This is a genomic window from Delftia deserti, assembly GCF_042653485.1.
In the GTDB taxonomy this organism is placed as follows: domain Bacteria; phylum Pseudomonadota; class Gammaproteobacteria; order Burkholderiales; family Burkholderiaceae_C; genus Comamonas; species Comamonas acidovorans.
The window spans coordinates 1,280,977-1,306,595 of record NZ_JBHSIH010000001.1; the positions used below are offsets into that span (position 1 = coordinate 1,280,977).

17 protein-coding genes and 2 tRNA genes (1 of these 19 running past the window's edge) are annotated in these 25,619 nt (G+C 66.7%); 6 read left to right on the forward strand and 13 right to left on the reverse strand.

The genetic code is table 11. The features are described 5' to 3' along the window. The 7 genes from ACFPFG_RS06080 to ACFPFG_RS06110 form a co-directional block, all read right to left on the reverse strand. Positions 1-2,915: the 5' portion of an SDR family NAD(P)-dependent oxidoreductase gene (locus tag ACFPFG_RS06080; RefSeq protein WP_380105601.1), read on the reverse strand. The gene continues 1,123 nt to the left of window position 1, outside the view; only the first 2,915 of its 4,038 coding nucleotides appear in the window; its start codon is at positions 2,913-2,915; the stop codon falls past the left edge of the window. A 721-nt stretch (positions 2,916-3,636) separates the two neighbouring features. Then, positions 3,637-3,713, reverse strand: a tRNA-Val gene (locus ACFPFG_RS06085). 70 nt (positions 3,714-3,783) lie between these two features. Continuing rightward, positions 3,784-5,052 (reverse strand): Zn-dependent hydrolase, encoded by a 1,269-nt coding sequence (locus ACFPFG_RS06090; protein ID WP_197956769.1) that lies wholly within the window; start codon positions 5,050-5,052, stop codon positions 3,784-3,786. A 24-nt stretch (positions 5,053-5,076) separates the two neighbouring features. Further along, complete coding sequence (gene hydA, locus ACFPFG_RS06095; RefSeq protein WP_183017414.1) at positions 5,077-6,537, reverse strand: dihydropyrimidinase; 1,461 nt, start codon at positions 6,535-6,537, stop codon at positions 5,077-5,079. 30 nt (positions 6,538-6,567) lie between these two features. Further along, positions 6,568-8,061, reverse strand: coding sequence for an NCS1 family nucleobase:cation symporter-1 (locus ACFPFG_RS06100; protein WP_183017415.1), 1,494 nt, complete (start codon positions 8,059-8,061; stop codon positions 6,568-6,570). A gap of 132 nt (positions 8,062-8,193) precedes the next feature. Continuing rightward, a complete protein-coding gene (preA, locus tag ACFPFG_RS06105; RefSeq protein ID WP_183017416.1) occupies positions 8,194-9,513 on the reverse strand; it encodes an NAD-dependent dihydropyrimidine dehydrogenase subunit PreA in 1,320 nt (439 codons plus the stop codon). A gap of 34 nt (positions 9,514-9,547) precedes the next feature. Continuing rightward, on the reverse strand, positions 9,548-10,915 hold the full coding sequence (locus ACFPFG_RS06110; protein WP_380105604.1) for an NAD(P)-dependent oxidoreductase: 1,368 nt from the start codon (positions 10,913-10,915) through the stop codon (positions 9,548-9,550). A gap of 324 nt (positions 10,916-11,239) precedes the next feature. Between ACFPFG_RS06110 and ACFPFG_RS06115 the strand changes: the two genes are divergently transcribed. Both ACFPFG_RS06115 and speG read left to right on the forward strand, forming a co-directional pair. Further along, the gene (locus ACFPFG_RS06115) at positions 11,240-11,920 is read left to right on the forward strand and encodes a TetR/AcrR family transcriptional regulator (protein WP_183017418.1); all 681 of its coding nucleotides are present in this window, start codon (positions 11,240-11,242) and stop codon (positions 11,918-11,920) included. A 4-nt stretch (positions 11,921-11,924) separates the two neighbouring features. Next, positions 11,925-12,455: a spermidine N1-acetyltransferase gene (speG, locus tag ACFPFG_RS06120; protein ID WP_012204707.1), complete on the forward strand. Its 531-nt coding sequence runs from the start codon at positions 11,925-11,927 to the stop codon at positions 12,453-12,455. A 157-nt stretch (positions 12,456-12,612) separates the two neighbouring features. Here the strand turns inward: speG and ACFPFG_RS06125 are convergent. From ACFPFG_RS06125 to ACFPFG_RS06135, 3 genes are all read right to left on the reverse strand, one after another. Continuing rightward, positions 12,613-12,689, reverse strand: a tRNA-Val gene (locus ACFPFG_RS06125). Between the two features lie 67 nt (positions 12,690-12,756). Then, positions 12,757-15,006: a RelA/SpoT family protein gene (locus ACFPFG_RS06130; RefSeq protein ID WP_183018639.1), complete on the reverse strand. Its 2,250-nt coding sequence runs from the start codon at positions 15,004-15,006 to the stop codon at positions 12,757-12,759. Then, on the reverse strand, positions 15,003-16,010 hold the full coding sequence (locus tag ACFPFG_RS06135) for an alpha/beta fold hydrolase (protein WP_380105607.1): 1,008 nt from the start codon (positions 16,008-16,010) through the stop codon (positions 15,003-15,005). The genes ACFPFG_RS06130 and ACFPFG_RS06135 overlap by 4 nt, the downstream gene beginning before the upstream one ends. Before the next feature lie 69 nt (positions 16,011-16,079). Between ACFPFG_RS06135 and ACFPFG_RS06140 the strand changes: the two genes are divergently transcribed. Further along, positions 16,080-16,874: a 3-hydroxybutyrate dehydrogenase gene (locus ACFPFG_RS06140; protein WP_012204702.1), complete on the forward strand. Its 795-nt coding sequence runs from the start codon at positions 16,080-16,082 to the stop codon at positions 16,872-16,874. Positions 16,875-16,952: 78 nt separating this feature from the next. Here ACFPFG_RS06140 and ACFPFG_RS06145 read toward each other — a convergent pair whose 3' ends face one another. Beyond that, a complete protein-coding gene (locus ACFPFG_RS06145; RefSeq protein ID WP_183018637.1) occupies positions 16,953-17,699 on the reverse strand; it encodes an SIMPL domain-containing protein in 747 nt (248 codons plus the stop codon). A gap of 305 nt (positions 17,700-18,004) precedes the next feature. Between ACFPFG_RS06145 and ompR the strand changes: the two genes are divergently transcribed. Both ompR and ACFPFG_RS06155 read left to right on the forward strand, forming a co-directional pair. Continuing rightward, complete coding sequence (gene ompR, locus ACFPFG_RS06150) at positions 18,005-18,742, forward strand: osmolarity response regulator transcription factor OmpR (RefSeq protein ID WP_017404718.1); 738 nt, start codon at positions 18,005-18,007, stop codon at positions 18,740-18,742. Between the two features lie 258 nt (positions 18,743-19,000). Continuing rightward, complete coding sequence (locus ACFPFG_RS06155; protein WP_012204699.1) at positions 19,001-20,503, forward strand: ATP-binding protein; 1,503 nt, start codon at positions 19,001-19,003, stop codon at positions 20,501-20,503. 103 nt (positions 20,504-20,606) lie between these two features. On the opposite strand, the gene ispF is transcribed toward ACFPFG_RS06155, so the two are convergent. Together ispF and ispD are read right to left on the reverse strand one after the other, a co-directional pair. Beyond that, positions 20,607-21,086: a 2-C-methyl-D-erythritol 2,4-cyclodiphosphate synthase gene (gene ispF, locus ACFPFG_RS06160; protein WP_183018636.1), complete on the reverse strand. Its 480-nt coding sequence runs from the start codon at positions 21,084-21,086 to the stop codon at positions 20,607-20,609. Between the two features lie 16 nt (positions 21,087-21,102). After that, complete coding sequence (gene ispD / locus ACFPFG_RS06165; protein WP_312378836.1) at positions 21,103-21,933, reverse strand: 2-C-methyl-D-erythritol 4-phosphate cytidylyltransferase; 831 nt, start codon at positions 21,931-21,933, stop codon at positions 21,103-21,105. Between the two features lie 191 nt (positions 21,934-22,124). On the opposite strand from ispD, the gene mfd reads away from it, so the two are divergent. Then, a complete protein-coding gene (mfd, locus tag ACFPFG_RS06170) occupies positions 22,125-25,619 on the forward strand; it encodes a transcription-repair coupling factor (protein ID WP_207444023.1) in 3,495 nt (1,164 codons plus the stop codon).

A 25,619-nucleotide genomic window follows, 5' to 3' on the forward strand; every position in this document is an offset into this window, starting at 1 on the left:
ACCACCGCGGCCTGCAGGGCGGCGGGGTCGGTGACATCGGCCTGCACGTACAGGAGCGCCCCGCTGCGCGAAAGCAGTTCCAGCGGCTGCCGGCGCTCCACAGCAGGGGCACGGCCGACGATGAGCAGCCGGGCGCGGTACCGGCCGAGCAGGTGCCGGGCCAGCAAAAAGCCCACGCCTCCCAGCCCACCGGCCAGCAGGTACAGCCCCTGCTCCTGGAATCCCTGATGCCCTGCAGCCTCGGGAACCAGGGGCAGCAGGCGCCGCACCCGCCGCACGCCGGCATGCCACAGCACCTCGGGCTCGCGCTGGCTGCAGCCCAGCTCCGCACACAGCCCGGCGGCATCAAGAACGGCGGCATCGGCAACGACACTGGCGTCGGCGTCGGCGTCGGCGTCGGCGTCGGCGTCGGCAGCGACACCGGCGTCGCCCCAGGCGACATGGCGGCAGCGCAAGGCAGGCATCTCGGCCTCCAGACTGCGCAGGACCGCGCGCGCCATCGCCCGCTGGCCCTCGTCCTGGCCCGTACCTGCGCAGACCAGCAACCGGCCCGGCACATGCCCGCCGGGGGCCGCCAGCCAGCGGGCTGCCTGCAGCAGGCCAGGCGCCAGCGCCTGTTCACCGGCCAGCACCAGCACATCAGGCGCCCACTCGCGCAACGCGGCCACGGCATCGGCCGGTGACCCGGTATCGTCCAGCGCCATCCAGCGGTGACGGGGCTGCAGGGCCTGCAATTGCGCCAGCGCCTGGGCGCCGGCACCACACAGCGCCACAGTCAACGCATGCGCCTGCGCAGGCGCCATGGCCGGCGACGCATCGTGCTGGCGCGGGCGCCATACGGGCCGGGCAAACCAGGCAGGCACGGTGCCTGCACCGCCGATCAGGCAGGCGGCATCCTTGATTTCGCGATCGAAGGCCCCTGCCTCCACCAGGCGGCGCAGCTCCACGCGCTGCACCTTGCCGGCACCCGTGCGCGGCAGGCGCTCGGGCGGCACGGCAATGAAATGGTCCACGGCCAATCCCAGGTCCTGGCCCAGGCGCATGCGCAAGGCGCGCATGAGCGAACGGCGCAGTTGCGGCTCGCCAGCGCCTGGCGCGTGAAAGAACAGCACCAACTGGTCGGTGGCCGCGCCGGCCGGGCGCACGCCGATGGCAGCCAGCCCCTGGCGGTCCAGGCCGGGCACGCGCGCAGCGGCCTCCTCGATCTCGGCGCTGTAGAAATTGGCACCGTTGACGATGATCATTTCCTTGACGCGGCCCACGATGTGCAGCTCGCCCGAACGCAGGAACCCCATGTCGCCGGTCTGGAACCAGCCATCGCGCAGCGCCTCGGCCGTGAGGTCGGGCCGGCCGTGATAGCCCGAGAACACCGAGGGCCCGCTGAGTTCGACCCGCCCGATCTCACCCTCCATCAGGGTGCGGCCTGCATCGTCCACGATGCGCTGTGCACCGCCTGCGATCGGGTGGCCCAGGCTGGTCACCGCCTCGCCGGACGCTGTCCAGCAGCGCAGCGAGAACGCAGACACCGTCTCGGTCATGCCGAAGGACATCCAGACGGCGCCCTGCCTGAGCCCGTCCTGCGCAAAGCGGCGCTCGAAATCCACGAGGACCGGCTCCGACACCGGCTCCCCGGCATTGATGAGCATGCGCAAACAGGACAGGTCCCAATGGCCGGGTGCCTGGCTGCGGGCTGCACGCAGCAGCAGGTCGAATGCAAAGTTGGGCGCCCACACCGCTGCGACCCGGTGCTCGGCCACCAGATCCAGCCAGCGCGCGGGAGCCTCGAGAATGGTGGCCGTATCCACCTGGACCTGGTCCAGGCCCAGCACCGTAGGCATCACGCACAGGAACACCACGCCACCCACATGATCCAGCGGCATCCAGTTCAGCGCGGTCTCGCCGGGCACGAAGCGCAGTTGCTGCTGCACGCCGCTGATCATGGCGGCCAGATTGCCGCGGCTCAGTACCACGCCCTTGGGCGTGCCGGTGCTGCCCGAAGTCAGCAGCATCAGTGCGGGCTGCGCCGGCCCGGCGCTGGCCGAGGGCTGGGCGGGCGCACCCGCCTGCAGTGCCTGGGCCTCGAGCAGTTGCATGCCCTGCAGCGCTGCGGCGTGGGGCCGCAAGCCGGCCAGGGCTGCCGCAGAGCCGACCACGGGCGCCCTGCCCGCCACCTCCCAGCAGTTGAGCAGCCGCTCCAGGCCGGCCCCCCCGGCCGCCGCCGGTCCCAGTGCCAGAGGCGCCGGCACCAGGCCGCCGAGCACACAGCCCCAGAACACGGGCAGCAGGTGGCGACTGTCCCCGGCATCCACGATGACGGTGTCACCCGCCTTCAGCCCCAGGGCCAGCAGCCCGCCCAAGGCACGGCAGGCCTCGTCGAGCAGCTGCGCATAGCTGGTGCGGGACTGGGAAAGATCGGCAGCCACATGGACGATGCCCGCTGCGGGACGCGCAGCCGCTCGCACCAGCGCCTGCTCCAGCGCATATCCGACACCCGCGTCCGGCAGCGCAGGCGAATGGTGGATGGCAGGAATGCGCTCGTGCAAAGGCACCGTGCCGCGCCGCGCCGCAGGTGCGGGCGCCGGATCGCCCAGCAAGGGCCGGCCGGGCAGCAGATCGCACAGGTGCAGGTGGGAAGCCGGCTGCACGGCAGGCCGGGCGACCAGGGCGCTGCCCCATTGCCGCTGCGCGGCGTCGACCGCGCCCGGCGACCAGACTGGCAATGCGGCCAGGGCGGCCTCGTCGATGGCGCCCATGTCATCCAGCGGCAAGGCGCTGACCCGCACCACCGCATCGCCTGCGCCAGCCAGGGCAGCCTGCAGGGTATCGCGCTCTCCGCCCACCACGTAGGCGACCAGACCGTCGAACCCCGCAGCATTGCGCCGAGAAAGATGCACATCGGCGGCTCCCGCCGCCATCAGGCGGGCTTTCAGACCGCCCGCTTCCGCCCCGCTGTCCGTACCCGCCATCGATCCGATCCCTTCAAAGCTGTGGTTCCGACGCCGATTCACCTGCCCTGGCCAAAGACCGGCCGGATAGTTACAAACATTTTCTTTAATGTCAATGCAGCCATTCTCATTAAGAGAAGGTTCAATGGGAGCATTGGCATGCCAACGCAAGAGAAACGCCTGCAGAAAATCCTGGCAAAGTCGATTGATTATTGAAAATGGATTTTCAATATATTTTCACCACATGTATATCACTGAAATCAGTGATATCGACATCGTGGCGTCAAAGAGCGGCGCCAGGAAGAGCCGGTGGCAAGATCGCGGCGAAAGCCATGCAGGCCCGGGAACTGGAGGGTGACTGGAAGAGAGCTGCCGACCTGGAACGGGCGGGGCATGGGCAGGGCATGGGCAGGTGGCCAATGCACCATGGCTGTGCATGAAATGGTCATCAGTGGCAGCCCTGCCATGAATAAGCATGCCACCCATAAATCAGCGCTGCCAGGATCTTTTTTTTTGACGCAAGCGCTTATTGAAGCAATTGCGCCACAGTCACGGAAACAGCACGGAAAGCCATCGAAACAAAACAATGCAAATTCCGAGCTGGGCAGGGGCCAGGATTTGCACGAGAAAGATCGTCCAGACGAAAAAAAGCCCCTCGGACTTTATCCGAGAGGCTTTTTACCAATATATTTGGTAGGCGCGATTGGACTCGAACCAACGACCCCCACCATGTCAAGGTGGTGCTCTAACCAGCTGAGCTACGCGCCTGTCGTTTGTTGAAGCCGCAAGTATAGCAGTGCAAAACAGGGCTTCCGGGCAAGTTGAGCAGATTTTTGGATCACCCCACCACTTGGGCGCGTTCCAGCATGGCGTGCATCAGCACATTGCAGCCTGCGGTGATGTCGGCCGGCGTGGCGTCCTCGATCTCGTTGTGGCTGATGCCGTCCTTGCAGGGGATGAACACCATGCCGGCCGGTGCCAGCCGCGCCATGTAGACCGCATCATGCCCGGCGCCCGAGACGACGGGCATGTGCGAGTAGCCCAGGGCCTTGGCAGCGCGCGCCACCGCATCCACGCAGTCGGCATGGAAGGGCTGGGCCGGGTAGCTGGAGACCAGGTTGATCGCTATGGGCAGCCCCGTCTCCTGGCTGATGCGCGCGGCCACGGCACGGATGTCGGCGTCCATGGCTTCGCAGTCGGCATCGGTGGCGTTGCGCAGATCGATGCTGAATTTGACCTGCCCCGGGATCACGTTGCGGCTGTTGGGATGGACCTGCACCATGCCCACGGTGCCGCGCCCGTGGGGCGGATGGCGGTGGGCGCAGGCCACCACTTCCTGCATGAGCTGCGCGGCCGCCTGCAGCGCGTCCTTGCGCAGCGCCATGGGCGTGGGGCCGGCATGGGCCTCCATGCCCGTGACCACGCAGTCGTACCAGCGGATGCCCAGCACGCCGGTGACCACGCCAATGGTCTTGGCATGGTCCTCCAGCACCGGGCCCTGCTCGATATGCGCTTCGAAATAGGCACCGATCGGGTGGTCGCCGGGCTCCTGGCCGCCCACATAGCCGATGCGCTCCAGTTCGTCCCTGACGGTCTTGCCTTCGGAGTCGGTGGCCGCATAGGCATGCTCCAGCGTGAAGGCCCGGGCAAACACCCCGGAGCCCATCATCACCGGCACGAAGCGCGAGCCTTCCTCGTTCGTCCAGAAGGCCACCTCGATGGGCGCTTCGGTCTCGATGCCGTGGTCGTTGAGCGTGCGCACCACCTCCAGCCCCGCCAGCACGCCGTAGTTGCCGTCGAACTTGCCGCCCGTGGGCTGGGTGTCGATGTGGCTGCCCGTCATGATGGGCGGCAGGCTGTTGTCGCGCCCGGGCCGGCGCATGAAGCCGTTGCCGATCTTGTCGATGGTCACCGTCATGCCTGCCTCGCGCGCCCAGCGGGTCACCAGGTCACGGCCCTGGCGGTCCAGGTCGGTCAGCGTCAGGCGGCAGACGCCGCCCTTGGGCGTGGCGCCGATCTGCGCCAGCTCCATGAGTGAATCCCACAGCCGGCTTCCGTTGACGCGCAGTTGTGCGATGTCCTGCTTCACTTGGGTATCTGTATCCATTGCTGTCTCCTTGTCATGCGGGCTTCAGCGCGCCACGGCCGTGGGCTGCAGCGCGGCGGCACGGCGCTGGACCGCGTCGAAGTTGGGGCCGAATGCCGGGCGCTTGATATAGCGGCCACGGCCCATCTCGGCACGCAGATCGCCCTGCGCATAGGCCACCACGCCCTGGCTGATGGTGTGGCTGGGCATGCCCTGCACGGTGCGGCCCTCGAAGATGTTGTAGTCGCCCTTGGAATGCTGGGTCTTGACCGACAGGGTATGGGTGGCGGCAGGGTCCCAGACGACCAGATCGGCATCGGCCCCCACGCCGACCAGGCCCTTGCGCGGATAGATGTTGAACAGCCGCGCGGTGTTGGCCGAGGTGATGGCCACGAATTCGCTGGGCGTCAGCCGGCCGGTGTTCACGCCAGCGTCCCAGATCACGGCCAGGCGCTCTTCCACGCCGCCGGTGCCGTTGGGGATCTTGGCGAAGTTGTCCCTGCCCATGGCTTTCTGCGCAGCGCAGAAGGTGCAATGGTCGGTGGCCGTGGTGTGCAGCTGGCCCGACTGCAGGCCCTGCCACAAGGCCTCCTGGTGGCCCTTGGCCCGGAAGGGCGGGCTCATCACATGGGCGGCAGCCTTGGCAAAGTCGGGGTCGCGGTACACGCTTTCGTCGATCACCAGATGGCCGGCCAGCACTTCGCCATACACACGCTGGCCGCGTGCACGGGCGGCGGCAATGGCCTGCGCCGCCTCGGTGCAGCTGACATGCACCACGTAGATGGGCACGCCCAGCACGCCGGCGATGGCGATGGCGCGGTTGGCCGCCTCGGCCTCCACCATGGGCGGGCGGGCCAGAGGGTGGCCTTCGGGCCCGGTGATGCCCATCTTGGCCACTTCCTGCTGCAGCAGGTAGACCAGCTCGCCGTTCTCGGCATGCACCGTGGGCATGGCGCCCAGCTCCAGCGCGCGCTTGAAGCTGTTCACCAGCGTTTCGTCGTCGCACATGATGGCGTTCTTGTAGGCCATGAAGTGCTTGAAGCTGTTGATGCCCTCCTCGCGCACCAGCGTGCCCATGTCGGCATGGACGCTGTCGCTCCACCAGGTGACGGCCACGTGGAACGAGTAGTCGGCCGCAGCCTTCTCGGCCCAGCCGCGCCATTTGCGGTAGGCGTCCAGCAGCGGCTCCTGCGGATCGGGAATGACGAAATCGATGATGCTGGTGGTGCCACCGGCCAGCGCCGCCGCCGTGCCGGTGTAGAAGTCATCGGCCGTGACCGTGCCCATGAAGGGCAGTTGCATGTGGGTGTGCGGATCGATGCCGCCGGGCATGACGAACTGCCCCGAGGCATCGATCACCTGCGCCCCGGCCGGCACCAGGGCCGCCACATCCGGCCCCACGGCCGCAATCGCCCCATCCACACACAGCACGTCGGCCTTCTCCTGCCGGTCTGCATTCACCACCGTGCCGCCACGCACCCATACCGAACCCTGTGATTGACCCATAGCGTCATGCCTCCTGTTGGTTGGTCCGGCCTATGCCTTGCTCAGAGCGGGCGCGCCCTTGGCCACCTGGCCTGCCATGCCGATGCGGTAGACCACGCCGGCAATGAACAGGCCGATGAACCATGCGTAGTCATAGGCATGCTTGAAGAAATCACCCACGTTCGGGAATGCAGCGGGGAACGCCGCGTGCAGGAAGCCGGGCAGGTTGGGCGCCACGCCCAGGGCGAAGGCCGCCACGGCCACCCAGTTCCAGCCGTTGGAGTAGCGGTAGGCGCCCTCTTCCCTGTACAGGTCTTCCACCACCAGCTGCGTTTTGCGCACCAGGAAGTAGTCCACCATCAGGATGCCCGCGATCGGCCCCAGCAGTGCCGAGTAGCCGATCAGCCAGGTGAAGATGTAGCCCTCGGTGGACTCCAGGATCTTCCAGGGCATCATCACGATGGCAATGGCCACCGTCATGTAGCCCCCCACGCGGTAGCTGATCCTGCGGGGCGCCAGGGCGGAGAAGTCATAGGCCGGCCCCACCAGGTTGGCCGCCAGGTTCACGCTCACGGTGTCGATCAGCAGCACGATGAGCGCGATCAGCACGGCCGCGCCCGTCATGCGGCTGGCAACATCCACGGGGTCCCACAGGGCCTTGCCGTAGATCACCACCGTGCCCGATGTCACCACCACCGCCAGCATGGCCAGCAAGCCCATGGGCACGGGCAGGCCGATGGCCTGGCCCACCACCTGGTCCTTCTGCGATTTGGCGAACCGCGTGAAGTCCGGAATATTCAACGCCAGCGTCGCCCAGAAGCCCACCATGGCGGTCAGCGACGGCCAGAACACCGACATGAACTGGCCCGCCTTGGGGCCGCCCGGCGCGTACTGCGAAGGCTGCTCCATGATGGGGCCGAAGCCGCCGGCCTTCTGGTAGACCCAGCCCAGCAGCACGAAGCAGATCACGATCTTGAGTGGCGCGGTCCAGGTCTCCAGCTTGCGGATGGACTCTATGCCATGCACCACGAAGTAGAACTGTATGGCCCAGAACACCAGAAAGCACACCAGCTGCCCCACATTGATGCCCAGGCCCGCGATCTTCTCGCCCTCCAGCGGATGGCCCAGCAGCACGCCCAGCAGGGTGTAGATCATCATGCCGCCGAACCAGGTCTGTATGCCGTACCAGCCGCAGGCCACCAGGGCCCGCAGCAGTGCGGGCAGCTTGGCGCCGTGGGTGCCGAAGGAGGCGCGGGCCAGCACGGCGAAGGGAATGCCGTACCTGGCCCCGGCATGGCCGATGAGCAGCATGGGAATCAGCACGATGAGATTGCCCAGGAACACCGTCATCACCGCCTGCGACCAGGACATGCCATTGGTGATCATGCTGGCGGCCAGCGTGTATGCCGGGATGCACATCACCATGCCTATCCACAGGGCGGCGAAGTGGTACCAGGTCCAGGTGCGCTGGCTCGGCAGCGTGGGCGCGAGGTCGTGATTCCACAGGCTGCCTGTGGAGTCACCGGAATGCGGGGCATGCGACATTGCGAAGCTCCTTCTCGAAGAGAGAAATCACCAATCCATTGCTGATCCAGGGTCTGACCTTTTGCATCAAGCGCTTTTCGTGCCAGGTCGGCCCGGATGCGGTCCGTGCGCCGACCTGCCGCAATGCCCCCTCTAGCCCTGCGCCGTCACGGCCTGGCGCATGGGGTTGTTGGGATGCGTGGTCCAGTTCGCATAGTCGCCGGAGACCGTCTTGCCGGTGCGAGCGTCCACCTCGCCCGGCTGCAGGCTGCGCATGGTGATGCACTCGGGCACGGGGCAGATGGACACGCACAGGTTGCAGCCCACGCATTCGGTGTCATCCACCTCGAACCGGCGCACACCGCCGTCCTTGCTGAAGGTGATGGCCTGGTGGGAGGTGTCCTCGCAGACCACATGGCAGCGCCCGCACTGGATGCAGCTGTCCTGGTTGATGACGGCCTTGTCGATGTGGTTGAGGTTCAGGTCCTTCCAGTCCCTGACCGTGGGCACTGCCCGGCCCTGGAAATCCTCGATGCGCGCAAAGCCGTGCGCGTCCATGTAGTTGGACAGGCCGTCGCACATGTCCTGCACGATGCGAAAGCCGTAGACCATGGCCGCCGTGCACACCTGGACGTTGCCGCATCCCAGTGCGATGTACTCGGCCGCGTCCTTCCAGGTGGTGATGCCGCCGATCCCCGAGATGGGCAGGCCCGCCGTCTGCGGATCGCGCGCGATCTCGGCCACCATGTTCTGGGCGATGGGCTTGACGGCCGGGCCGCAGTAGCCGCCGTGCGAGCCCTGGCCGTCGGTGCTGGGGTGCATGACCAGCGTGTCAAGATTCACGCCCATCACCGAGTTGATGGTGTTGATCAGGGAGACCGCATCCGCCCCGCCGGCCTTGGCCGCACGCGCGGGAAAACGCACGTCGGTGATGTTGGGCGTGAGCTTCACGATCACGGGCAGCCGGCTGTACTGCTTGCACCACTGCGTGACCATCTGGATGTACTCGGGCACCTGGCCCACGGCCGCGCCCATGCCGCGCTCGCTCATGCCGTGCGGGCAGCCGAAGTTCAGCTCCAGCCCGTCGGCGCCGGTGTCCTCCACCATGGGCAGGATGCGCCTCCAGCTTTCCTCCACGCAGGGCACCATCAGCGAGGCGATCAGCGCACGGTCAGGCCAGGCCTTCTTCACGCGGGTCATCTCCTCCAGGTTGGTGCGCAGCGGCCGGTCGGTGATCAGCTCGATGTTGTTCAGGCCCATCACGCGCCGGTCCTGCGCCATGAGGGTGGAGTAGCGCGGCCCGTTCACGTTGACCACATGCGGGTCCTCGCCCAGCGTCTTCCACACCACGCCGCCCCAGCCGGCCTCGAATGCGCGGGTGACGTTGATCTCCTTGTCCGTGGGCGGTGCCGAGGCCAGCCAGAACGGATTGGGGCTGGAAATGCCCAGAAAGCGGCTGCTGATGTCTGCCATGTCAATGCTCCTTGAAAAGCGCGGGCACAGCCGCTCAAACCCCGGCCGCCACGGCGCTGGTCAGCGCCTGGTGCATGGCTCGCGCGGCGACCTTGCCGTGCTCCACCGCCTGTACGGTCAGGTCCTGGCCACCGGCGCGGCAGTCGCCCCCGGCCCACACGCGCGGCACGCTGGTGCGGCCTTCGTCGTCGGTGTCGATGCGGCCGTCACGCAGGGCAATGGCCGCGCCCGCCGGCGTGCCGACATAGGTCTGGCCAATGGCCTTGAGCACCATGTCGGCCGGCACGTCGAACACCTCCTGCGTCACCTGCAGCCTGTCGCCATCCATGCGGGTGCAGGCCATGCGCACGCCGCAGACCTTGCCGTCCTGCACCAGGATCTCCTGGGGCGCGGCCCACAGCCGCAGGTTGACGCCATGGGTCTGCGCCCATTCCTGCTCCACCCAGGAGGCGGACAGCGCATCCTTGCCCCGGCGGTAGAACATGGTGACCTCGTCGGCGCCCAGCAGCCTGGCCTGCACGGACGCATCCACCGCCGTCATGCCTCCGCCGATCACCACCACGCGCCGGCCCACCGGCACCGTGGATTTGTCGGCCGCCTGGCGGATGTCGGCAATGAAGTCCACCGCATTGCGCAAGCCTTCGGCCTGCGGCTCGGCCGCGCCCAGCGCATTGACGCCCGCCAGGCCCAGGCCGAGGAACACGGCGTCATGCTCGGCCAGCAGCGAATCCAGCGTGAAGTCACGCCCCAGCCGCTGGTTGTTGCGCGGCGTGATACCGCCCACGGACAGCAGCCAGTCGATTTCCTTTTGCGCGAAATCGCCCGGGGTCTTGTAGCTGGCCAGGCCGTATTCATTGAGTCCGCCCAGCTTGGGCCGGGCATCGAACAGCACCACCTCGTGGCCCTGCAGCGCCAGCTGGTGGGCGCAGGTCAGGCCGGCAGGCCCTGCCCCGACCACGGCCACCTTGCGGCCCGTGGCGGCGGCACGCTGGAACAGCGGTGCACCATCGGAGGCCATGAAGGCATCGGTCGCATAGCGCTGCAACGCACCAATTTCGACCGGCTTGTCTTCCTGGGTGTTGCGCACGCAGGCCTGCTCGCACAATTGCTCGGTGGGGCAGACACGGGAGCACATGCCGCCCAGCGGATTGGCTGTGAGGATTTCACGCGCCGCGCCACGGACGTTGTCCTGGGCAATGCGGGCGATGAAGGCCGGCACATCGATGCTGGTGGGACAGGCCGTGGTGCACGGCGCGTCATAGCAGTAGTAGCAGCGCTCGGCCTCGATCAAGGCTTGCGAGCGGTTCAGCGGGGGGTGGGCGTCCGAGAAATTGGCCGCGTAGTCGGCCAGGTTCAGGCGGCCTGCGGCAATGCCGCAGGCGCGTTGCGCGGGGCTATCCATGGTGCATCCTCCAGAGTCGGGATTGAGGGCGTGAAGGGGGCCACGGCATGCGGGCGCACGCCGGACCATCTCGAACAACGCAAGGCGGGCCGCAGGAAGGACTCCTGCAGGGCACCGGATCCAACAACACAGTCTTCGGAGGTTTCATCGTGGTCCTCGCATGTGTGGGTGACGCCTCTTGTCGGGCGCACTGGGGATGGAACGGAATGTACGCGGGTGAAAAAATTTACCAATCAGTAAAATCACCCAGAAAGTCGTCAGCAAGAAAGATGCCAGACAATCGCACCAAAATGACGCAACTTATCCCGACTTACCATCTGCGCAATGGCAACCCTTTCTGACACTGCGCCCTCCTCCCAGGCCCGTTCGGCCACACGCAAGCCCACGGCCGCACGGCTGCGCAAGGAGCTGAACATCCTGCAGACGGCCGAACTGCACTTCGCGCAATACGGCTTCGAAGGCGCATCGCTGGAATTGATCGCGCACGACGCCGGCCTGAGCCGCCACAACCTGCTGTACTACTTCGCCAGCAAGGAGGAGCTGTACCTGCGCGTACTGGGCGATGTGCTGACGCAGTGGCTGGCCGGCATGTCCGACCTGCTGCGGGGCGACGACCCTGCAGAGGCCTTGCGCATCTACATCCGGGCCAAGCTGCAGTCCTCGCGCGAACGGCCCCATGGCTCCAGGGTCTTCACGCGCGAGGTGATGGCCGGTGCGCCCCGCTTCGGACATGCCATATCGAGCCAGGTGGGCCCGGCACTGGCGGCAGACGTGCAGGCGTTCGAGCGCTGGGTGGCGCAGGGCAAGATTGCCCGCGTGGACTTCACCCACCTGATGTTCATCCTCTGGTCCGTGACCCAGGCCTATGCCGATCAGCAGGCCCAGTTCGCGCTGCTGCTGGGCCAGCCGGCACTGACCGCCGAAGACTACGACACTGCAGCGGAGCTGATCTACCGGCTGGTAATCCGTGGCCTGCAGCCGGATACCGCGGCTCTCGCACAATGAGCGCATGAATCACAGCATCCGCCTGAGACCCCTGGAGCGCGAAGATCTGCGCTCCGTGCATCTGCTCAACAACAATGCCGCCATCATGCGCTACTGGTTCGAGGAGCCTTACGAGACCTTCGACGAGCTTTCCGCACTCTACGACGCCCACGTGCACGACCAGACCGAGCGCCGCTTCATCGTCGAGCACCAGGGCGATCGCGCCGGCCTCGTCGAGCTGGTGGAGATCGACCTGATCCACCGGCGCGCCGAATTCCAGATCATCATCGCCCCCGAGCAGCAAGGCCAGGGCATCGCAGCCCAGGCAACGCGGCTGGCGCTGGACTATGGGTTCAAGACGCTCAACCTGCACAAGATCTTTCTCCATGTGGACCAGGAGAACGAGAAGGCCATCCACATCTACGCCCGCATAGGCTTCGTGCAGGAAGGCGTGCTGATCGACGAGTTCTTCGCCAACGGCCAGTATCGCAACGCCATCCGCATGTACCTGCTGCAAAACGACTACCTGCAGGCACAGGCCGGAATCGGCACCTGACCGCTGCCAGAGGAGCGCGGGCCCTGCCCGCCTCCTTGGCCGGCACGTCACCCCATCGTTGGCGGACGCACAAACAAAAAAACAAACAAAAAAACCAAACAAAAAAGCCTTCTGAGTGATCAGAAGGCTTTTTTCATTCCATCTGGCAATGGAAAATTGGTAGGCGCGATTGGACTCGAACCAACGACCCCCACCATGTCAAGGTGGTGCTCTAACCAGCTGAGCTACGCGCCTGTGTTTGTTCGAGAAAGCGATTCTAGCACGGCTTTTTCAGCGCCCAGGCAAAAATGCCTGAACATGCTCAACGCCGCCGCGCCGAACGCACGCCCGCCACGGCGGCCACGATGCCCAGCACCTTGCTCAGGCGACCCGAATCGGCCACCTCCACGGTGAAGGTCATCCAGGCCGTTCCCTTGACGGACTGGGTCTGCACGCCAATGACATTGGTCTTTTCGCGCGCAAAGACTTCCGAGATATCGCGCAGCAGGCCCTGCCGGTCGGCCGCCTCCACGGACACATCGACCGGATAGACGGCCGCCGCCACGGTGGCCGCCTTGGGCTGGCCCCAGGCCACGTCGATCACGCGCTCGGAATTGCGCGCCGCCATCTCGCGGAAGTTGGAGCAGTCGGAGCGGTGCACGCTCACGCCCTTGCCGCGCGTGACGAAGCCCCGGATGTCGTCCGGCGGCGCAGGCTTGCAGCACTTGGCCAGTTGGGTCATCAGCGAGTCCACGCCCACGACCAGCACGCCGCCCTTGGGCGAGTCCGTGCCGCGCGCCTTGCGCACCAGGGTGAACTCCTCGGGCTCTTCCTCCACCTCGACCGGTCGCAGCACGGTCTCGATATTGCGCAGCGAGTACTCGTCCTTGCCGACGACCTCGAACAGCGCATCTGCCGACTTGAAGCCCAGCTGCACCGCCAGCTCCTCCAGCTTGACGGCGGTCTTGCCCTCGCGCTGCAGCAGCTTTTCGACGGCCTCCCGGCCGCGCGCCACGGTCTCGTGCGTGGCCTGGGCATTGAACCAGGCGCGCACCTTGGCCTTGGCGCGGTTGCTGGTCAGATAGCCCAGGTCGGCATTGAGCCAGTCGCGCGAGGGGCGGCCTTCCTTGACCGTGGTGATTTCCACGGTCTGGCCGTTTTGCAGCGGCGTGTTCAGGGGCACCATGGCGCCGTCCACGCGCGCGCCACGGCAGCGGTGGCCCAGGCTGGTGTGCACCGAGTAGGCAAAGTCCACGGGCGTTGCGCCCTGCGGCAGTTCGATGACGGCCGCGTCGGGGGTGAGCACGTAGATGCGGTCCTCGAACAGGCCGCGATGGTGTGCGCCCGCCAGGTCGCTGCCCCAGGCCAGCAGCTGGCGCAGCACGGCGATCTTGGCGTCGTATTCACTGCTGGCCGTGACGCCCGCATAGCCCTTGGTGCCCGCCTCCTTGTAGGCCCAGTGGGCCGCCACGCCGTGCTCGGCATGGTCGTGCATGGCCTGGGTGCGGATCTGGATCTCGATGGCACGGCCCGTCTCGTCGCGCACCACGGTGTGCAGCGACTGGTAGCCATTGGGCTTGGGGCGTGCGATGTAGTCGTCGAACTCCGCCTCGATCGGCGTGAACTGCTCATGCACCCAGGACAGGGCCGCGTAGCAGTCCTTGATCGTGGGCACGACGACACGCATGGCACGGATGTCGAAGACCTGGTCGAAGTTCAGCGACTTGCCGCGCATCTTCTTGACGATGCTGTAGATGTGCTTGGGCCGGCCCTGCACCGTGGCGCTGATGCTGTGCGCGCGCAGGTCGGCCTCCAGCCGTGCCCGCATCTGCTCCATGTAGGCCTCGCGCTCCACGCGCTTTTCGTCGAGCAGACGGGCCACTTCACGGTAGGTCTCGGGCTCCAGGAAACGCAGGGACAGATCTTCCAGCTCCCACTTGATCTGCCAGATGCCCAGCCGGTTGGCCAGCGGCGCGAACACCGTCAGCGCCTCGCGCGCAATGCCGGGAGAGACCGGGCGCTTGCTGGCCGCGTAGTAGCGCAGCGTCTGCAGGCGCGAGGCCAGCCGCAGCAGCACGACACGCAGATCGCGCGAGAAGCCCAGCAGCATCTTGCGCACGTTCTCGGTCTGCGTGGCCTCATCGTCCAGATACTGGCCGCCCAGCTCGGCGCCGCGCGCCTGCTGCTGCACGCGCATGAGCTTGTTGGTTTCCACGGCCAGGGTGGCGAAATTCTCGCCAAAGGCCTTTGCGATCACTTCCTGCGGGCGATTCAGGTGCACGCTGGCATGCACCAGATAGATCGCCGCCTGCATTGTTTCGGAGCCACCGATGGTCTTGAGGATGGCGGCCACCGCATCGGCATGGGCCATCGTGTTCTCGCCGGACTCCATGGTCTCGGTAGCGATCAGCGGCTCGGCAAAGCTGCGCGCGCGGGCGAGTGCATTGACCTGTTCGGGCAGGGTCTGCGACGTGGCCGTGATCAGGTGCGGCAGCACCGCCGGCACCTGGCCCGGCGCGGCTGCGGCGGGCGAAGGCACCTGCACGGCGGCCTCGCTGCTGGCAGTCTTCATTCGTCACTCTCCCTGGCCTGCTCGGCAAGATTCATGGTGCTTGGCAAGCGCTCTTCTCCCCATAAGAACCGGCACAGCAAGGCCACCTGCCCTGTTGCGACGAAGGTGGGCGCATGTCCCACCCCTTCAAATTCCACGCAATGCGCCTTCGGGCCGCGCTGCGCCATGGCCTGCGCCGTGGCCGCAGTCAGCAGATCGGACTGCGCACCACGAACTAGCAAGACGCGTGCCTTGATCTGGTCATACAGCTGCCAGAGCAGCGCTTCGCCGGCCTGGGCCATCTCGGGCGTCATCTGCTGCATGGGTACTGCAATCTGCGGGTCGTAATGCAATACCAGGCCGCCATCGGCGGCATGGCGCATCATAGGCTGCGTCAATCGCAGCCATTGCTCTTCGCTATGTGGGCCGAAGCCCTCGGAAATCAAGAGCAGCGCATGGGCTGCCTGCTCAAGATTTTCAAAATGCACGCCCTTGCCCAGGTACTGACCTATGCGCTCCAGGGCAGACCACTCGATGACAGGCCCCACATCGTTGAGCACCAGCCTGCGAACGGGCACCGGCAATGGCAGGCCCGGCTGGCCCGCAAGCGCCATGCCGATCAGCCCGCCCATGCTGGTGCCCACCCAATCCAATTGTTCGACAGGCGCCTGCGCATGCACCTGGGCCAGCAAGGCCAGCATGTCGGCTGCGTAAAGAGGCACCTGGTAGGCGGCCGGCTCCTGCAGCCAGTCGCTTTCGCCACGCCCGACCACGTCTGGACAGATCACGCGGGCGCGTTCGCTGAGCCGCCCGGCCAGCACGTCGAAGTCACGCCCCTGGCGCGAGAGGCCGTGCACGCAGACCACGACATGGGGATGGTTCGGATCGCCGGTGCGATTCCATTCCCAATAGGCCATGCGGTGCGACGCATTCTCTTGAGCAGCCGGGCTGGCAGTACGGCTCCAGGGTGAGGCACGCCCGGCAACTGCGGGGCAGGATACGTAGTTCAGCGTAGGATGATTCATGGAAACGCATTCGCGGAGCCGGCGCCGATAATGGCTGTGTTGCATCGTACATTCATTCGGAGACTCTCTATGTTGAAAGGCAAGACCGCCCTCGTGACCGGTTCGACCAGCGGAATCGGCCTCGGGATCGCGAAAGCGCTGGCCCGCCAGGGCGCCAATATCGTGCTCAATGGTTTCGGCGATGTGGACGGCCCGCGTGCCGAAGTGCTGGCCGCAGGCCAGGCCGCCGGCGCCCAGGTCGCCTACCACGGCGCCGACATGAGCCGCGTGGCAGACATCGAGGACATGGTCCAGTACAGCGTGCGCAACTTCGGCCAGATCGACATCCTCGTGAACAATGCCGGCATCCAGCACGTGGCGCGCGTGGAGGATTTCCCGCCCGAGCGCTGGGATTCCATCATCGCCATCAACCTGTCCAGCGCCTTCCACACCTCGCGCCTGGTCCTGCCCATGATGCAGGCGGCCGATGGCGGCAAGGGCTGGGGCCGCATCATCAACGTGGCTTCGGTGCACGGCCTCGTGGGCTCGGCGCAGAAGTCCGCCTATGTGGCGGCCAAGCACGGCATCGTCGGGCTGACCAAGGTCACGGCCCTGGAGAACGCCACCTCCGGCATCACCTGCAACGCCATCTGCCCCGGTTGGGTGCTGACGCCGCTGGTGCAAAAGCAGGTGGACGCCAAGGCCGAGCAGCACGGCATCAGCAATGAAGAAGCCAAGAAACTGCTGCTGGGTGAGAAGGAACCCTCGATGCAGTTCACCACGCCCGAGGAGCTTGGCGAACTGGCCGTGTTCTTCTGCTCGCCCGCTGCCGCCAATGTGCGCGGCGTGGCCTGGAACATGGATGGCGGCTGGGCTGCGCAGTAATCGCGGCCAGACCCGATCCACTCCACTCCCAAAAAAGGAGCGCCACGGCGCTCCTTTTTTCATGGACGGGTCACCCGGTCAATACATCTGCACCGAACCCGACACGTGGACCATCACCTGCGCCTTGCCAGCTTCCACGGACACGGCATCCATTTCCGCGCCGGCGGCCTTGGCCGACATGGCCATCATGCGCGGACGCGGCATGGGCACCGAGGTATCGCTGCTGCTCACGTTGACCTCGCGCAGGCTGTAGTTGGCAAAGCCGAAGCTCTTGGACAGCGTGGAGGCGCGCTGCTTGAACTGCTCGATGGCCTTGGCCTGGGCCTCGCCCTCGACCTTTTCACGGGCCTCGCGCGACAGGCCGAAGCCCACTTGCGACAGCGTCATGTCCTGCACCTGGGCCGCCGTCTGCGTGATGCGCGCAAAGTCGCGGCCCTGCAGAAGAATCTCGGCACGGCCCTGCCAGCCTTCCACCTTGTTGTCCTTTCCATAGCGCGGATAGATGCCGAAGCTGCCGGTGCTCACATCCATCAGGCCCGACTGGGCGCTGCGCTTGGTCACGGCCATGGCGGCCTCGACCACTTTCTGCAGCTGGGACTGGACCGTGGCCGCATCGCGCCCTTCGCGCGTGGCCGACAAGGTGGCGGTCAGCAGGTCCTGCACCACATCCACCGAGCCTTCTGCAGACAACTGCACCACATTGGCCGGCTGGGCCTGCGCCGTGGCGGCGCTCTGCGCCCAGGCACCGCTGGCACAGGCCAGTGCAGTGGCCGCGACAACGGACTTGACCCAGGGGCGGGACAGCTGTTTGGAAAGCTTGCTCATGCGTTCACCCTTTGAAATGAAAGGTAGTTCAGGGATACAACTGCATGCCGCCCTTTCGCTACGGCATGCCGCCAGATGGTGACAGGAGTGGAGCCGGTCAGGCCTACCCCCTCCATCATTCACAACATTATTGCAACGATAAATGCATCAACACGGAAAACCCATAGTTAAATATTCTAAAGACACATTTTCCGTTCTAAATTTAAACGCAACATCTGTAACACACGGCAAAAGTTCGGGGGTTTGACCAGACTTTTCGGCGCAAGCTGGTAACAATGGCTGCTGTTACAAATGACCGACCGAGGATGAACATGGCCACTACGACCAACCGCACCGACAAGATCCTGGTGGTGGATGACGATGCGCGCATCCGCGACCTGCTGCGCCGCTACCTGACGCAGGAAGGCTTCGAGATCATGATTGCCGAAGATGGCAAGGCGCTGAACCGCATCCTGCTGCGCGAAACAGTGGACCTGATCGTGCTCGACCTGATGATGCCCGGCGAGGATGGCCTGTCCATCTGCCGCCGCCTGCGCTCGGCCAACGACCGCACGCCCATCATCATGCTGACCGCCAAGGGCGAGGATGTGGACCGCATCGTGGGCCTGGAAGTGGGCGCCGACGACTACCTGGGCAAGCCCTTCAACCCGCGCGAACTGCTGGCCCGCATCCATGCCGTGCTGCGCCGCCGCCCGCCGCAGGAAGCACCGGGCGCGCCTTCCGGCGACAACGAGGTGGTGAGCTTCGGCCCCTTCACCTTCGACCTGGGCACGCGCGTGCTGCAGAAGAACGGCGAGGAACTGCCGCTGACCACGGGCGAATTCGCCATGCTCAAGGCCCTGGTACGCCACCCGCGCCAGCCGCTGTCGCGCGAGAAGCTGGCCCTGCTGGCGCGCGGCCGCGAGTTCGAGCCCTTCGACCGCAGCCTGGACGTGCAGGTCTCGCGCCTGCGCAAGCTGATCGAGGAAGATGCCGCCGCACCGCGCTATATCCAGACGGTCTGGGGTGTGGGCTACGTGTTCGTACCCGATGGCGCGAACTGAAATGCATCACCCCCTGAGGCGCTGCGCGCCTTCCCCCTCTCTCGCTCCGCGGGAGGGGGACGACGCCCTCGGCTAGGCGCCCCCGCCGCGAGGCGGCTCTTGCTCGGCGTCGCTGGCTTGGAGCCGCAACGTTTTATGTGCCGTCGACAAATGCGCAGCGCCAAAACCTCACCCTGTCGACCGAGACAACCGGTAACGCAGGCTGGCCGGCACAGGCGTAATCTCGCAGCCGGCCCCTAGAATGACGAACCGCATTCCATGAGTTCCTTCACCGTCCCGCCCCATGACGCCACCAGCCCTGCGCCGCTCGACTACGAGCGACGCATGACTGCGCGCTCTCCGCTGGGACTCAATCTTTTCTGGCGCACCTTCTGCCTGCTGGCCCTGCTGCTGGTGGGCAGCATCCTGGCCTGGCTGCAGACGCTGCGCGCCTTCGAATTCGAGCCACGCACGCTGCACACCGCCCAGCAGATCGCCTCGCTGGTCAACCTCAGCCGCGCGGCCCTGGTGCATTCGGATGCCATCAACCGTGTCTCGCTGATCAAGACCATGGCCGACCAGGAAGGCGTGCGCATTCTGCCGCGCGAGCCTGGCGACAGCTTCGAGCTGCTGGACCAGAGCACGCTGGGCAAGCGCCTGACCGAAGAACTCACGCGCCGCCTGGGCTACGGCACCATCGTGGCGCGCAGCGTCAATGGCGAGCCCGGCCTGTGGGTGGGCTTCACCATCAATGGCGACCGCACCTGGCTGCTGATGGACCGCTCGCGCTTCACGCCGGCCAGCGGGCGCACCTGGCTGATCTGGCTGATCACGGCCGGCCTGCTGTCGCTGGCGGGCGCCGCGGCCATTGCCCGCCTGATCAACCGGCCGCTCAAGCAGTTGAGCTATGCGGCCAACCGCGTGCGCGACGGCGACTTCGACGCCAGCCAGCTCGACGAGGAAGCCGTCACCAGCGAGATCCGCGAGGTCAATATCGGCTTCAACCGCATGGCGCAGAAACTCGCCCAGTTGGAGCAGGACCGCGCGGTGATGCTGGCCGGCATCTCCCACGACCTGCGCACGCCGCTCGCGCGCCTGCGGCTGGAGACCGAGATGAGCGTGGTGGACGATGTGGCGCGCGAGCACATGGTGGCCGACATCGTGCAGCTGGACGCCACCATCGACAAATTCCTGGACTACGCCCGCCCCGACCATGTGACCCTCAACCCGGTGAACCTGCATGCCGTGGTGTCCTCCTGCGTCTATGCGGTGCAGGACCACCGCGAGCTGCAGATCAGCATGGCCGTGCCCGAAGGCGTCTATGTGCTGGCCGACGAGGTGGAACTGGCGCGCGTGATCTCCAACCTGTTCGAGAACGCACGCCGCTACGGCAAGACGCCCGAGACCGAAACCACGCATGTGGACGTGACCGCATCCGAGCGCGAAAGCTGGGTCGTGATCCGCATCCGCGACCATGGCCGGGGCGTGCCGCCCGAGCAGCTGGCCAGCCTGACCCAGCCCTTCTTCCGTGGCGACTCCGCGCGCACGGCCGCGGCGGGCGCGGGCCTGGGCCTGTCCATCGTGGACAAGACGGTGCAGCGCATGGGCGGCGTGTTTGCGCTGTCCAATTCCTCCACGGGGGGGCTGGTCGCCCATGTGCAGTTGCAGCGTGCCTCGGGCGTGGCCAAGGGTGCCGAGCCCGAGCAGCGTCTGCAGCGCCCGCAGATCAAGCGCCAGTTGCCCCCGCGTGCGCAGGACGGCGCCCTGGACGGAGAGGACTGAGCCCGCAGCGCGCGTTCGTCAGATACGTTCGGCAGATACAAAGACCCCGGCCGATCGGTCAACGATCGCCGGGGCCTTTTGCATGGGGATGGCACCCCGCTGGTCAGGCGCGGAACAGCAAGGCGGCGGCGCGCGCTTCCATGGCCTGCAGCTGGCCCACGGGGCCGAGCTTCTCGGCCGTCTTGGCCTTGACGTTGACCTGGTCCAGCGCCAGCCCCAGCGCCGTGGCGATGCGCTCGCGCATGGCAGGAATGTGCGGCGCCAGCTTGGGAGCCTGGGCAATGATGGTGCTGTCGATGTTGCCTATCTCCAGGCCCGTGGCGCGCACGCGGCGCGCAGCCTCCACCAGCAGCACCAGCGAATCGGCGCCGCGGAATTCGGGGTCGGTGTCGGGGAAATGCCGGCCGATGTCGCCCAGCGCCGCGCCGCCCAGCAGCGCATCGGTGATGGCGTGCAGCAGCACGTCGGCATCGGAATGGCCCAGCAGCCCCAGTTCATGCGGCACCTCGATGCCGCCCAGGATCAGCTTGCGCCCGGGCACCAGGGCATGCACGTCCCAGCCCTCGCCAATACGAAAATTCATGTGAAACATTCCAGGTTCAGAAAAACGGATTGCCCGACGCCTGCGGCTGGTCGCGCTTGCCCCGGTAGCGTTCCAGCGTCGTGCCATGCGCGCGCTGCGACAGCACGGCGGCAGCCAGCGCAAAGTCGTCGGGATAGGTGACCTTGAAGTTCTGCGCACCGCCGGGCACCAGGCGCGGGCGCTGGCCCACGGCCTCCATGGCGCTGGCCTCGTCGGTGACGGCCGATCCCGCGTGCTCCAGGGCGTCGAGCAGCGGCGCGATGCGAAACATCTGAGGCGTCTGCGCCAGCCATTTGTCGCTGCGGTCCACGGTGCCCGCCACGCGCACGCCGCCAGGCCCGGTCACGGCTGTCTTGAGCGTGTCGGGCAGCTTGTGCGCCAGCAGGCCGCCCACGGCATCGTGCTCGCAGGCGTCGATCAGCGCATCGATCAGTTCGGGCGTCACCAGGCAGCGTGCGGCGTCGTGCACCAGCACCCAGTCATGCGCGCTTGCGCCGCGCGCCAGCAGCTCCTTCAGGCCGTTGGTCACGGATTCGGCCCGCGTGGCGCCGCCGCAAGACGCCGTGGAGTAGCGCGTGGGCGACGGGCCCGGCAGGCCCTGGCGCCAGAAATCATCGCCAGGCGCGATCACCACCAGGGTGTGGTGCACGCGCGCTGCACCGGCAAAGGCGGCCAGCGTGTGCGCCACCATGGGCGCACCGGCCACCAGGTGGTATTGCTTGGGCAGTTCAGGCGCAGGCGCATCGGGCGCGATGGCGCGCGAGCCCGTGCCCGCACAGGGGATCAAGGCCCACAGCCGGGCCGGCTCCAGGGACGCGGGCGCAGCCGCCGCAAGCAGATCTGTCATGGAGGCGCATTGTAGTGACCGCGATGCACGGCCATGAGCGGCCATGAGCCGCCATGAGCCACCATGGACATGCGGGCATGCCTGCATGGCCGCCATGCGTGCTGGCTAAAATACTTCGATACCCCTCTGCGCGTGCCGAGGGGTTTTGTCGTTACTTCGCCCAGGCGCTGCGGCGCCCACGTCCAAGCACCATGGAACTGCCCAAGCTCACTCCCGGAAAACGCTTCACCCTGCCCCGTCCCGTGGGCAGCGCCGACGCCCTGCTGCTGGCCCGCCTGGGCGAGCGCGAGAAGGCTGCGGGCCGGGTGACGGCCATCGTCACGGCCGACGCCTCGGATGCCCAGCGGCTGATCGACGAGATGGCCTTCTTCGCCCCGGGCCTGCGCTGCGCACTGTTCCCCGACTGGGAGACCCTGCCCTACGACAGCTTCTCTCCCCACCAGGACCTGATCAGCGAGCGCCTGGCCACGCTGTGGCGCATCAACCAGCGCGACAAGGAGCATGGTGCCGACGTGGTGCTGGTGCCCGCCACCACGGCGCTGTACCGGCTGGCGCCGCCCTCCTTCCTGGCCGGCTACACCTTCGAGTTCAAGAGCGGCCAGAAGCTGGACGAGGCCAAGCTCAAGGCCCAGCTGACCCTGGCCGGCTACCAGCATGTCTCCCAGGTGGTCAGCCACGGTGAGTACGCGGTGCGTGGCGGCCTGATCGACCTGTTTCCCATGGGCTCGCTGCAGCCCTACCGGGTGGACCTGTTCGACGACGAGATCGACTCCATCCGCACCTTCGACCCCGACACCCAGCGCAGCCTCTACCCCGTGCCCGAGGTGCGCCTGCTGCCCGGCCGCGAGTTCCCCATGGACGAGGACGCGCGCGCCAAGTTCCGCCACCGCTGGCGCGAGCTGCTGGAGGGCGATCCCACGCGCAGCCGCATCTACAAGGACATGGGCCAGGGCATCGCCACGGCCGGCATCGAGTACTACCTGCCGTTGTTCTTCGACGAAACGGCCACCGTCTTCGACTACCTGGGCGCCGATGCCACCGTGGTGATGCATGGCGACCTGGAGCCGGCCTTCCAGCGCTTCTGGCAGGACACCAAGGAGCGCTTCCGCCTGGTGCAGGGCGACCCCGAGCGCCCGGCCCTGGCGCCCGAGGTGCTGTTCCTGTCCGCCGACCAGTTCTACACGCGCGCCAAGGAGCACGCCCAGCTCGCGCTGCGCCCCGGCACCGAGGACGTGGCCGACAGCGCCATCTTCCAGAAGCTGGAGGACCTGTCCGTGGTGCGCGGCGCGGAAGACCCGCTGGCGCGCCTGCAAAGGCACATTGCCAGCAGCGCCCACCGCATCCTGCTGCTGGCCGAGTCCGATGGCCGGCGCGAAAGCCTGCTGGACTTCTTCCGCGCCTCGGGCGTGAACCCGCCGGTCTTCGACTCGCTGGCCGAGTTCCAGGGCGATGCGGGCGAGAAGGTGGGCATTGCCACGGCCGGGCTGATGAACGGCTTTGCCTGGGTGGAGGAAGGCCTGGACTTCGTCACCGAGACGGAGCTGTTCGCCACCAGCCCCACGGGCCGCAGGCGCCGCCGCCAGGAGCAGGTCAGCGATGTGGAGGCGCTGATCAAGGACCTGTCCGAACTCAAGGTGGGCGACCCCGTGGTGCATTCGGACCACGGCATCGGCCGCTACCAGGGCCTGGTCAACATGGACATGGGTCAGAAGAACCCTGACGGCACGCCGGCCGTGCAGGAGTTCCTGCACCTGGAGTACGCGGGCAACGCCGTGCTCTACGTGCCTGTCAGCCAGTTGCAGCTGATCAGCCGCTACACGGGCGTCTCGCCCGAGGACGCGCCGCTGCACAAGCTCGGCGGCACGCAGTGGGAAAAGGCCAAGCGCAAGGCGGCCGAGCAGGTGCGCGACTCGGCAGCCGAGCTGCTGAACATCTATGCGCGCCGCGCCGCACGCCAGGGCCATGCCTTCCGCTACTCGCCCCAGGACTACGAGCAGTTCGCCAACGACTTCGGCTTCGAGGAAACGGCGGACCAGCGCGCCGCCATCCACGCCGTGATCCAGGACATGATCAGCCCCCAGCCCATGGACCGACTGGTCTGCGGCGATGTGGGCTTCGGCAAGACCGAGGTGGCCCTGCGCGCGGCCTTCGTGGCCATCACGGGCGGCAAGCAGGTGGCCTTTCTCGCGCCCACCACGCTGCTGGCCGAGCAGCACTACCAGACCCTGGTGGACCGCTTCTCCAAGTGGCCGATCAAGGTGGCCGAAGTCTCGCGCTTTCGCTCGGGCAAGGAGATCACGGCGGCCGTCAAGGGCATTGCCGATGGCTCGGTGGACATCGTCGTGGGCACGCACAAGCTGCTGTCGGAGTCCACGCAGTTCAAGAACCTGGGCCTGCTGATCATCGACGAGGAGCACCGCTTCGGCGTGCGCCACAAGGAAGCCATGAAGGCCATGCGCGCCGAGGTGGACGTGCTCACGCTGACGGCCACGCCCATCCCGCGCACCATGGGCATGGCGCTGGAAGGCCTGCGCGACCTGTCCGTGATCGCCACCGCGCCCCAGCGGCGCCTGGCCATCAAGACCTTTGTGCGCAACGAGGGCACGGGCGTGATCCGCGAGGCCGTGCTGCGCGAGCTCAAGCGCGGCGGCCAGTGCTACTTCCTGCACAACGAGGTCGAGACCATCGAGAACCGCAAGCAAAAGCTCGAGGAAATCCTGCCCGAGGCACGCATTGCCGTGGCCCACGGCCAGATGCCCGAGCGCGAGCTCGAACGCGTGATGCGCGACTTCGTGGCCCAGCGCTACAACATCCTGCTGTGCTCGACCATCATCGAGACCGGCATCGACGTGCCCAGCTCCAACACCATCCTCATCAGCCGCGCCGACAAGTTCGGCCTGGCCCAGCTGCACCAGCTGCGCGGCCGCGTGGGCCGCAGCCACCACCAGGCCTATGCCTACCTGATGGTGCCCGACCTGGACAGCCTGACCAAGCAGGCCCAGCAGCGGCTGGAGGCCATCCAGCAGATGGAGGAGCTGGGCTCGGGCTTCTACCTGGCCATGCACGACCTGGAGATCCGCGGCGCCGGCGAGGTGCTGGGCGAGAACCAGAGCGGCAACATGATGGAGGTGGGCTTTCAGCTCTACAACGAGATGCTGTCCGAGGCCGTGCGCAGCCTCAAGGCCGGCAAGGAGCCCGATCTGCTCAGCCCGCTGTCGGCCTCCACCGACATCAATCTGCACGCGCCGGCCCTGCTGCCCAACGACTACTGCGGCGACGTGCACCTGCGCCTGTCCTTCTACAAGAAACTGGCCACGGCCCGCACCAGCGACCAGATCGACACCCTGCTCGAAGAAATCGTGGACCGCTTCGGCAAGCTGCCGCCCCAGGCGCAGACGCTGATCGACGTGCACCGCCTGCGCGTGCTGTCCCAGCCCTACGGCGTGGTCAAGGTGGATGCGGCGCCCGGCGTCATCAACATCACCTTCAAGCCCCAGCCGCCCGTGGACCCGATGGCCATCATCCACCTCATCCAGAAGAACAAGCACATCAAGCTGGCCGGCAACGAGAAGCTGCGCATCGAGCGTGCCCTGGACAACCCCAAGGACCGCGCCCAGATGGTGCGCGACGTGCTGCGCAGCCTGGGCCAGCCGCTGGTGGAGGCGAAGGCCGCCCAGCCCGCATAG